The sequence below is a fragment of the Amycolatopsis sp. NPDC051716 genome (genome assembly GCF_040681595.1).
Classification (GTDB): domain Bacteria; phylum Actinomycetota; class Actinomycetes; order Mycobacteriales; family Pseudonocardiaceae; genus Amycolatopsis.
On sequence record NZ_JBFAZA010000045.1, the window covers coordinates 71,716 to 80,521 of the forward strand.

General features: G+C 63.2%; 13 protein-coding genes. 3 read left to right on the forward strand and 10 right to left on the reverse strand.

What is annotated here, in order from left to right:
* Positions 1-74 precede the first annotated feature (74 nt).
* The 3 genes from AB0M30_RS41240 to AB0M30_RS41250 all read right to left on the reverse strand — a co-directional run bounded on the left by AB0M30_RS41240 (position 75) and on the right by AB0M30_RS41250 (position 1,149).
* Positions 75-497 (reverse strand): hypothetical protein, encoded by a 423-nt coding sequence (locus AB0M30_RS41240; RefSeq protein WP_364596178.1) that lies wholly within the window; start codon positions 495-497, stop codon positions 75-77.
* A complete protein-coding gene (locus AB0M30_RS41245) occupies positions 494-838 on the reverse strand; it encodes a hypothetical protein (RefSeq protein ID WP_364596180.1) in 345 nt (114 codons plus the stop codon). Before AB0M30_RS41245 ends, AB0M30_RS41240 begins: the two co-directional genes overlap by 4 nt.
* A 74-nt stretch (positions 839-912) precedes the next feature.
* Complete coding sequence (locus AB0M30_RS41250; RefSeq protein ID WP_364596182.1) at positions 913-1,149, reverse strand: helix-turn-helix domain-containing protein; 237 nt, start codon at positions 1,147-1,149, stop codon at positions 913-915.
* A 382-nt stretch (positions 1,150-1,531) separates the two neighbouring features.
* Between AB0M30_RS41250 and AB0M30_RS41255 the strand changes: the two genes are divergently transcribed.
* A complete protein-coding gene (locus AB0M30_RS41255) occupies positions 1,532-1,903 on the forward strand; it encodes a hypothetical protein (RefSeq protein WP_364596185.1) in 372 nt (123 codons plus the stop codon).
* A 186-nt stretch (positions 1,904-2,089) separates the two neighbouring features.
* Positions 2,090-2,410, forward strand: a complete 321-nt coding sequence (locus AB0M30_RS41260; RefSeq protein WP_364596188.1) for a hypothetical protein — start codon at positions 2,090-2,092, stop codon at positions 2,408-2,410.
* 1 nt (position 2,411) lies between these two features.
* On the opposite strand, the gene AB0M30_RS41265 is transcribed toward AB0M30_RS41260, so the two are convergent.
* From AB0M30_RS41265 to AB0M30_RS41295, 7 genes are all read right to left on the reverse strand, one after another.
* Positions 2,412-3,020, reverse strand: a complete 609-nt coding sequence (locus AB0M30_RS41265; protein WP_364596191.1) for a class IV adenylate cyclase — start codon at positions 3,018-3,020, stop codon at positions 2,412-2,414.
* A 22-nt stretch (positions 3,021-3,042) separates the two neighbouring features.
* A complete protein-coding gene (locus tag AB0M30_RS41270) occupies positions 3,043-3,531 on the reverse strand; it encodes a GreA/GreB family elongation factor (RefSeq protein ID WP_364596194.1) in 489 nt (162 codons plus the stop codon).
* Positions 3,532-3,608: 77 nt separating this feature from the next.
* A complete protein-coding gene (locus AB0M30_RS41275; protein ID WP_364596197.1) occupies positions 3,609-4,244 on the reverse strand; it encodes a class I SAM-dependent methyltransferase in 636 nt (211 codons plus the stop codon).
* Positions 4,241-4,798: a hypothetical protein gene (locus AB0M30_RS41280; RefSeq protein ID WP_364596200.1), complete on the reverse strand. Its 558-nt coding sequence runs from the start codon at positions 4,796-4,798 to the stop codon at positions 4,241-4,243. The genes AB0M30_RS41275 and AB0M30_RS41280 overlap by 4 nt, the downstream gene beginning before the upstream one ends.
* Before the next feature lie 8 nt (positions 4,799-4,806).
* Positions 4,807-5,706 (reverse strand): radical SAM protein, encoded by a 900-nt coding sequence (locus AB0M30_RS41285; protein ID WP_364596203.1) that lies wholly within the window; start codon positions 5,704-5,706, stop codon positions 4,807-4,809.
* Between the two features lie 180 nt (positions 5,707-5,886).
* The gene (locus tag AB0M30_RS41290) at positions 5,887-6,174 is read right to left on the reverse strand and encodes a hypothetical protein (RefSeq protein ID WP_364596206.1); all 288 of its coding nucleotides are present in this window, start codon (positions 6,172-6,174) and stop codon (positions 5,887-5,889) included.
* A 376-nt stretch (positions 6,175-6,550) separates the two neighbouring features.
* A complete protein-coding gene (locus AB0M30_RS41295) occupies positions 6,551-6,850 on the reverse strand; it encodes a hypothetical protein (RefSeq protein ID WP_364596209.1) in 300 nt (99 codons plus the stop codon).
* A gap of 242 nt (positions 6,851-7,092) precedes the next feature.
* Between AB0M30_RS41295 and AB0M30_RS41300 the strand changes: the two genes are divergently transcribed.
* Entirely contained in the window at positions 7,093-8,496 is a 1,404-nt protein-coding gene (locus AB0M30_RS41300) for a helix-turn-helix transcriptional regulator (RefSeq protein WP_364596212.1), read from the forward strand.
* Positions 8,497-8,806 lie beyond the last annotated feature (310 nt).

Here is an 8,806-nt window from a genome sequence, read left to right on the forward strand (position 1 = left end):
AAAACGGGTCGACAAGAGACCGCCGCGACCATGCGGCGGGGATCAAGAAGAGGTCGAAGGGTGACGGCGATGCGTCAGGATGCGGCTGCCGGGCGCGCGGCGGAGTGCTCGCGCAGTGCCTCGACGTCCAGGGTGTAGACCGCCTGCAGCTTGCCGACGTTGTGGCCTGCTGAGTCGGTGGAGCGCACGTAGCGGCCGGTGGCCACCAGGACCCCGGCGGCGCGCAATCGATTCACGGTCGCACCGACCAGCGGCGGGTGCACCCAACGCGGCAGCAGCGGACGCCAGCGGTTCGCGGTCGTCTCGCGGAACGGGTCGTCCAGCGCGTCACGGATGATCACGGTCACGACGGCCAGGACTCCGGCCTCGTTCCGCGGTTCCGCCGTCAGCAGTGCGGCGACGGTCTGGGCGGTCTCGCCGGTGCTCGCGCTAGGCGCGCTGGCCAGGGACACCATCTCCCGGGCCAGCGCGACCAACTTGCCGAATGGGACGGTCATGGGTTCAGCAGGCGGAACGTCCAGACCTCGGAGATATCACTGAACTCCTCGAACACGTCCGGGCGCCGCTCCTTGAGCTGGCCCTGGTCGAGCGCGATGCGCGTCGCGCTGGCGAACGACACGACCGGCACGCCGTTGACCGTCCCGACCGTGGCGCCTCGGGCGACCAGCGCGGCCTTCAGCAGAGCCTCGTTGTCCTTGCGCTCCTGCGAGAGCTTGGCCTGCTTGCTCTTGATCCGACGTAGTGCCCCGACGGCCTGGGCGAACGAGTCGATCGGCGCCCTGGCGGTGTCGTCCTCCAGGACTGCGGGCACAGCGGTGCCGTGGCCGGAATTGGGCATGACGGAATCGCCTCCTCAGCGAATGGAATCAGAAATCGGTCGATTGACCGAAAGAATGCGCGACTCAGCGAAGGTCAGCTGGTAGTGCAGCAGGTCGTGTGGCGTTTCAGATACGCCGTGATCGCTACGTCCGGAATCCGCGGGAGGCCACGGCCGTGCCCGATCCGGGTCACCGCGAGCTCTCCGCTCTTCATCAGACGTCGAACCGTGGGAACGCTGCAGCGCAGCCGTTGCGCTGTCTCCGCCACGGTGTGCAGGTCGGCCTTTTCGACCGCCCCGCCTGTCCCCTTTCTGTCTGTCTCGCTGTTCACAAAGCTCCCTTGATCACCGGCAACCCGCGACGACTCTCGTCATAGGTTGAATGCCCCCCTCGGGCGCTCGCGCTCGGTAACATCCAACTTGGCTTTTACCTGGGCGATCGTCAAGAGAAAACGTGAAACCTGATCACCTCTGACCACTCGTGACCACTAGTTCCCAAGAACCGTGTGATCCGCATCTCTTCTTTGACTGCCCGAACGGCGCTGGTCCGGCTCAGTGTGGACTCAGTACCCTTCCTCTACACTCCTGCCCGACTACGCCGAACGGGTGCAGGAGGCTGCAAGGGTGCGGCCGACGCGGCACCAGCGGGCTGACCATGTTGGGGGATGGACATTGTCCGAGGGGAACGGCTCGCCGGGCCGATCAGTCGAGAACGTGGCGGCACTGATTCGCGGCTACTCCACTCCCCGGACAGTCGCCGAGGTCGAGCGTGATGCCGGTATGAAGCCAGGAGCGCTGGCGAACTACGTGAAGCCGTCGACGGCGCCCGCACGAATGCCGCTCGCACCGGTCATGGAACGCATCGCCGACGCGCTGGGAGCCCCGCTCACCGAGGTATCCCGCGCGTTCGCCGCGGACTTCGAGCTGCCGGTGTACGACGAGGAACCCTTGCTCGAAGGCGAGTACGAGCTTCTGGCCAACTACCGCATGTTGCCACCCAACCTGCAGCGCTTCGCGCGCAAGACCCTCGCAAGCTTGGTCGCGGAGCACGGCGCACCGGCGAAGCCGCACGACCACGGCGTGTGACTGGGCTGAATGCCAGCTGACCCACGTAACGCGCGGCACGACACGCCAGATCATCCCTGTTGAGGTTCGGGCCGCCAGCGGGTAGACCCGAACTACGCGCGGACGACTGGGCAAAAACCGGACAACCCAGTGTCGGACCGCCGTCGGCCGCTGGGGAGAGCGGCCTGGAACGGGGAGGGACACGCCATGCTGCACGCCATCGAGTTCGGTTCTGACATCACGGGACGCTGGGAATTCGACCACGACGACAAACGACACCTCATCCTCCGGGTCCGCGCCCGCAAACTGACCCGAGGCATCGCGGGACTCATCCGCTGCCACGGAGTGAGCGAGGACGTCCAGGTCACTTGCGTCCCGCTTCCCGGCGTGATCCCAGCCCCACGCGACCATCGAGAGCACCTTCGGCCGGCGCCAGCTCCGGTGCCCTGCACGACGGTGACGCCTCGGGACGCCGACGCCAACCTTCTCTCGACAGTGATCCGGAGGTTGCTGGCCGAAGGCGGTTAACTCAGCTTGGGCGAACGCTGCCTTGGAACGTCAGACGCGCTTCCTGAAGGATGTCTCGGCCCAGCTCGGAGAGGTACAGCTCGTCTACGCTGCCGAACTTGGCTTCGTCGAAGCTGAGTCCGAGTCGTTTTGCTACGAGCTGGACGGCTTCCTCGTCGGGGCCTTCGACCTCCAGGAAGGGCGGGAGATCGGGCCACTCGTCGAAGTCGAGGGTGACACCGTCGAGGACCCACTGTTCGCGGTAGCTCTCCTGATGGCGCACGGGCGTGAAGCCGACGGCTTCGAGGAGGCTGTACGTCGCGGCGAAGTCGCCGACAGGCGTCTGCACCTCAAGAACGCTGTCGACCGTCGAGGACGCCCCCGTAGCTTGCTTATACGTCAGCATCGTCGTCTCGCCTTCTTGGCGGAGCCGCAGCCAGCCACGCTTTCCGGCGATGTGGGGGTTTTCGAAGATCACGCGGGTCATGAGCGTGCGCGCGGACACCTGCTTGGCGCCACACGCGGCAAGTTGTACGGCTACGCGCTCGACGTCGACATGGACGAACCTGGCTTCGTACTCAGGGGCTAAGGTCATCGTTCCTGCGGGATCCTCGTAGGGAATTCCGGGCATCGCCGCAGCTTGGAGAGCCTTACTAGAAGTACTCGTCAGCGACGGTGATCGCCTTGATGGTAGCGGTGACCTTCCGCTCTCCGATCATGCCGTCCACGCTGTCGCCGACCCGGGCTCCGAGCAGTAGCTGACCGAGCGGCGACTGTGCTGAAACTTCGTCGTCGTCACCGTCAACGACGAAGTAGCTCCCCATGATCACCTCGTCGTCCCCTCGGAAATCGCTCCGGACGTACCGGACTCGGCACCCGATCTCGACACTCTCGCCGGAGGGCTTCTCCTTAATGACCGTCGCCTGATCGCGAATCGCCTGAAGCTCCTTCAGCTTGGTATATGCGGCTCGCGCCTGCATCTGCGCTTCATCAAATGCGGGATTGTCATGCCACGTCTCACTTGAGATGTCGACCGATTCGCCGACGTCGCCGAGATTCGCCTTATAGCGGCGCTCGTGCTGAGCCATCTCATGTTCGAGCCGTTCAAGGTCGCGGGGAAGGAACAAGAATGTCTCCGCCATTAAGTCTCCTCAGCGTTACCCTGTTGCCCTTTAAGTCGACGAAAGTCGCCAGCTTACCACGTACTGATAGCAGATCACTACCGACTGGCGAGCACGAAGCCCATCCGATGGATGTGCGACTCCGGCTGCCCAACGTGGGGCAACTCGATAAAGGGTGGCGTGTACGCTTCCCAGGTTGCCTTCCAGTCGTTCAGGTGATTCCAGATAGCACCCTGCTCCAAATAATGTTCCGAATCGACATGGGACATTGACACTGGCATAAAGTATTCGGCGCCGAAGTAGCCGCCCGGTCGGACGCATTGCTTCAGTGCCTCGATGAACGATCCCAAAGGGCGAAAGTGGTTCAACGAGTAGTGCCACGAACAGCTGGTCCATAGGGCGTCGTGGGGCGGGATTTTCTCGTCGCAGATGTCGCCGTGAATGATGGACACGCGACTGGTGAGCTGTCGCGCATGAATCCTATGCTCCAGCCCATTTTCGCTACCCGGGTATTTCTCTTCAACTTGTCCGGATGGCACGCCCTGTTTCCCGAACAGTGCCGACGCGTTGACGTCTATCGCGGTTACCCTGTATCCGGCTTCCGCGAGTGGCAGTACAAATTTTCCGTCGGCGGCTCCGACGACGAGAACGGATTCGATATCCGGTCTCCTCTTCAGCGCCTCAAGGAAGATCGGGAAAAAGGTGCGAGTATCGGCCCAAAGTGAAGTCGTCATCCGTTTGCTCCCTCGTTGAGCATGGCCCGAACGGCGCGTGCGATTTGCTCGGCAGCGCAATCCGGTGATGTGTTGTCGTTCGGAACTGAAAGGTCGGCGTATTCGTTGTAAGCGTCTCGGATGCTCTCAATGGAGCTCTCCGAGCGCCGCCGCCAGTAGGTGGGCTCTCCTCTAGCGCTGATGCGTTGCAACCGAACCTGCTCATTACATGTGATCATGACCGAGACTTGCGGCTTCGGCGCCAGAGTCCACGGAGCCAGTTGCAGGCTCGACCCCATCCCGAGGTGATACGCCATCGCGCGGCCGATGTAGCTCTCGACGAGCCACAACGCACCCGTTGCTGATTCCCGCGCTCGTTGGCACGCCGTAGCTATCGCCCAAAGGTAGAAGACGTGCCGGGCAGTGACGTTCTCGGATGCGTCAGCTTGCTTCCGCTGGGCGTCGAGATCCATCGGAATCGCGGGGAGCAACTCGGCGCCGATACGCTGCGCCACAAGAGGTGCAAGGGTCGACTTGCCAACACCTGAGAGTCCTTCCAGCGCGATGATGCGCACGTGGTCCCCTAGGAATGCGCGACGTAGTTGACCTGCGGGATGCCGAGCAGCACCTCGTCGTGATCGGTCGGCCGGTAAATGATCTCGCGACCGTCGAAGTCCCAGAGGAAGGCGTGAGAATCCTTGCCGACCGCCTTACAGGACATCGTGAGGCCGCCCGCAGGACTCATCTCGATCCGATCGAGCCGAGCACCTTGTTCGGATGCACCGCACGATTCGCCGTTTTCGATGCCGAGCAAGTCGTCATCAAGCTCCACCACGATTCGCTCGCTGCAGCCGTCCAGGATCTCCTTCACGAGGGTGGAGTCCTTCAGTTCAAGGTGCGGGTTCTTCTCGGCGTTGCCGACCAACCGCAGTTGGTGAAGCTTGATCGTCGACACGCCTCGGTCGGCCAGTTCCTCTGTCAGTCGGGGGATGTCGTAGATGTTCAGACTGGTCACCGTCAGCGTGACACCGAGCCGGAGGCCGAGACCGACGGCGTACTCAATGGTCTCGACAGCATCATCGAAGCTGCCTTCCTTTCGGATGTCGTCGTGCGACTGTCGCAGGCCATCGAGCGAGATCCGGAGATAGTCAAGGGTTCGGACCATCGCGGGCAGTCGTCGCCTCACGATCGCATGGCCGTTGGTGCAGATCTCAGTGGCGAGCCCCATCGCGTGGGCATCCTCAGTGACGCCGACGATGTCGTCGTGGAGGAACGGCTCGCCGCCGAGCAGGACCACCTTGCTGGTGCGGTAGTTGCGGATAAAGTGCGCCATGACTGCCGCAGCCTGAACGCGCGATACGCGCTCTTTCCGCTTCAGGTTTTCTCCGTGGAAGCAATGCGCGCAGGAATAGTTGCAACGATACAGCAGCTGGAGATAGAGAGTCTCAATCTCGCGAACGCCGGTGGTCTGAGTGATACTCATCGTTCCTCCAGGCTTTGCGCATATTGACACTGCGCCAATTTGGGTTGCGTGCGCGAGATGCAAGACATAAGACGTCTAACGCACCCGCGTGGTTACGAGGGCCCGTCCGCACCACTCGTTCGGATGCGTCTCGTCGGGCCTATTGCTGACAAATTGTGGACATCTGGCGCCTAGTTGGCGCTAGTCCTCGTGCTGTCGCTGCGGCGCTCTGCGGTCGAGGTATTGCGGCTTCAGAGACTCAAGCGCCGACCTTGTCAAGATGGCAGTAGCTTCAGGATCAATGCTCCGGCGAGCAGCGTTGGCCTCGTCGATCGCACGTAGATCAATTCGCTGTTGCGCGGGCGACCGCTCGTAGTCCGGGTAGCGCGGACCGCCGAGTGTTCCACGCGAAATGTACGTCCCCAGTGCGCCCGCAAGGATTGCCAGTGCGGCGAGGAGGCCCAGCAGGATCCACTTCGTGGCGTTCACGGCGGATCTGTTGGCAGTCGCTTCAAGGCGTCGAGTACGCGCTTCATGAGGGCGACATCCGGCTGGTGTTTTAGACGTTCTTGAAGCTGCTGCGGCGACGGTGGCGTCACGTATGGACGGACTCGGCGAGGCAGCGCCGTCGGCAGGGTTCCGGTCACAACTTCGCTCCGTTGGATCACTGGAAACACCTCCGTAGGCAAATTGGCGATGCGGGCGTCTGCTCGCTCTCGTTCAACTCGTGCTCGGATCCCGACCACCGATTGCTTCGGCGACTTGCGGATCTTCCGGTTGTGCTGCCAGTTCGCCAGAGCCCAGCTGACTACGAGCGCCACTGGGCTTGCCATGACCGCGAGCACGACGAGGGCGCCGCACGACGTCATGGCCCCGGTGAGTTTGGTGCAGGAAGCTGTGCGCGCACGGCGACCTCGGCTGGGCTGTGAGTAGCAGCCACGCCACCGTCCAGGAAGTCCGCATGCTCACGCATGACGTCGGCCAGGCCGGCGAGCATTCCGGCGAACTCGCGCTGCCGATCCGGAGCCATCTTCGAGCTCGCGATGTCGCGGATGAGACGCGGGATGTGCTGCGTGACAGCGCCTAATGCGGCAAGCAGCTCGGCCGTTTCGAGCGGCATTGCGTGCTCATCAAGGTCGAGGATCGACCGAGTTGCTTCAGCCACGGGTACGCCCTTCGAGTCGTTGGCGGCGCCCCGACGACCGGCTTGGCCACGGGCTGCGAGTGGGGAACGCTCTGCTCGTGGCCCAGGAGGGGGTCTGTCGACCCGGTCGTCGGGGTGCCGCTAATGACCTTGGCTCGCAGTAGATGCGCAGAACAGGGCGCGAATCTGGCGTTTTCCTTGCATCGACCCCCCTGACCTGCGGTAACGTGACCGATTCGGGCTGTAACTGAGGGGAGACAGGAATGGCCAGTCCGCGCAGACGACTCGCGCGCGCCAGGAAAGCTGCCGGGTACACCCAGGAGACCCTCGCGTTCGCACTGGATGTCGATCCCAGCACGGTGAACCGTTGGGAGCGCGGCGCCTCCGAGCCAAAGGTTTACACGCGGTCGAAGGTCGCCAACCTGCTCAAAGTGAGCCGTGAGCAGCTAGAAGAGATGCTGGCGGAGGGTGTTCCAATCTCCGGCGAACTTGTGGGTGTGACGTCGCCCGCAGCCATCGGTAGGCCAGTCGCACTGAGCAGCGCGAACGAACTCACTGTGCGAGCCGCACAGTTTGGCCTGGTGTATGCAGCCTCACTACCGGCTACCGTAGAGGTCGTAGCCGAGCTAGGGAGACACGACATGGAGCGTCGGCAGTTCCTGACGGGCGCGATGTTCAGCGTGGCGGCATCGATCGCTCCAAGCCGTGACTGGCTCGTCGCGACCCTGGAAGAGACCACCCAGATGCAAGGGAAGGTCGGCTCGCCCCAGATCGAGACGATCCGGAAGACGTTCGGCATCTTCCAGGAACTCGACGTCATGCGTGGCGGCGGACACGCGCGGACCCAGCTGACCGCCTATCTCAAGCAGGTCGTGATCCCACTGCTCCAGGCAAACGACCCCGAGACCGCGCAGGGCTCAGAGCTCTACTCGGCCGCGAGCGAGCAGCTGTACTTGCTCGGCTGGATGGCCTTCGACAACGGCGAACACCCGATTGCGCAGCGTTACCTGATTCAGTCTCTCCGACTTGCCGAAGCTGCAAAGAACGTCGAACTGGGCGCTCACGTCCTGGCTGGTCTCTCGGATCAGGCGACACTGACAGGCAACCCGGACCACGGTGTCCAGCTCGCACGTACTGGGGTCGCAGGACTGTCGCGCGGCCGCTCGCATGCGTGTCTCGCTGACCTGCGTGCATTGCAGGCTCGGGCTGAAGCTGCCATGGGGGACGCGGCTGCGGCCTCGAAGAGCGTGCATCTCTCGCAGCAGGCGTTCGAACAGGTCATTCCGGACGACGAGCAGGAGTGGGCTCGTTTCATCGACGTTGCGTACCTGAATGGCGAGTACGCCCATGCTTTCCGCGATCTGGAGCGCCCGACCGAGGCTGCGATGTTCGCAGGGGTGTCGGCTGACGACGCCGCCCGGCAGGGCCGCGCCCGCCGTGGTTCGCTGGCGAAAGCCGCGATGGCCCGAGCTGCGCTTACCGATCATGACCTCGACAAGGCCACAGCCGCAGCACTGGAAGCTACGCACCTTGCTGTCACCGTGAAGTCGTCTCGATCAACCGAAGCAGTGACCGACCTCCGCACCCGACTGGGCGCGCACCGCGGTTCGCCGGTCGTCCAGAAGTTCTTCGACGAGACCGACCTCCTGGTAGCGGCTCTCGCCTAGCGGAATGTAGTCGGTCTGACGGCCGCGCTGCGCCGGTCAGTGGATCGGTGCAGCGCGGCCGCCGGTCCGCATACGGCTAAAGGGCCTTTGACCTGCGGAAACCTCCGGTGGATCTTCGGTACCTCAGATCCAATTTGACTTTCGGTGCGTTCAACGCACCGAAGGCCACATTGGGGCGCTCTTCCCGGACGTCAAACAACTTGCGACGCGCGACACTAGTAGCGTGTCGCTGCTTAGTTGTGGTGTGTGTGGCTGAGAGGCTGTTGTCCGTCAGGTCCCTTTCCCTGCCGGACGAGGATTTTTGTCATGT

Bases quoted from the DNA above. Each gene is read 5' to 3' on its own strand.
- AB0M30_RS41240 (WP_364596178.1), bottom strand. From the start codon at position 497: ATGACCGTCCCATTCGGCAAGTTGGTCGCGCTGGCCCGGGAGATGGTG.
- AB0M30_RS41245 (WP_364596180.1), bottom strand. From the start codon at position 838: ATGCCCAATTCCGGCCACGGCACCGCTGTGCCCGCAGTCCTGGAGGAC.
- AB0M30_RS41260 (WP_364596188.1), top strand. From the start codon at position 2,090: ATGCTGCACGCCATCGAGTTCGGTTCTGACATCACGGGACGCTGGGAA.
- AB0M30_RS41265 (WP_364596191.1), bottom strand. From the start codon at position 3,020: ATGCCCGGAATTCCCTACGAGGATCCCGCAGGAACGATGACCTTAGCC.
- AB0M30_RS41270 (WP_364596194.1), bottom strand. From the start codon at position 3,531: ATGGCGGAGACATTCTTGTTCCTTCCCCGCGACCTTGAACGGCTCGAA.
- AB0M30_RS41275 (WP_364596197.1), bottom strand. From the start codon at position 4,244: ATGACGACTTCACTTTGGGCCGATACTCGCACCTTTTTCCCGATCTTC.
- AB0M30_RS41285 (WP_364596203.1), bottom strand. From the start codon at position 5,706: ATGAGTATCACTCAGACCACCGGCGTTCGCGAGATTGAGACTCTCTAT.
- AB0M30_RS41300 (WP_364596212.1), top strand. From the start codon at position 7,093: ATGGCCAGTCCGCGCAGACGACTCGCGCGCGCCAGGAAAGCTGCCGGG.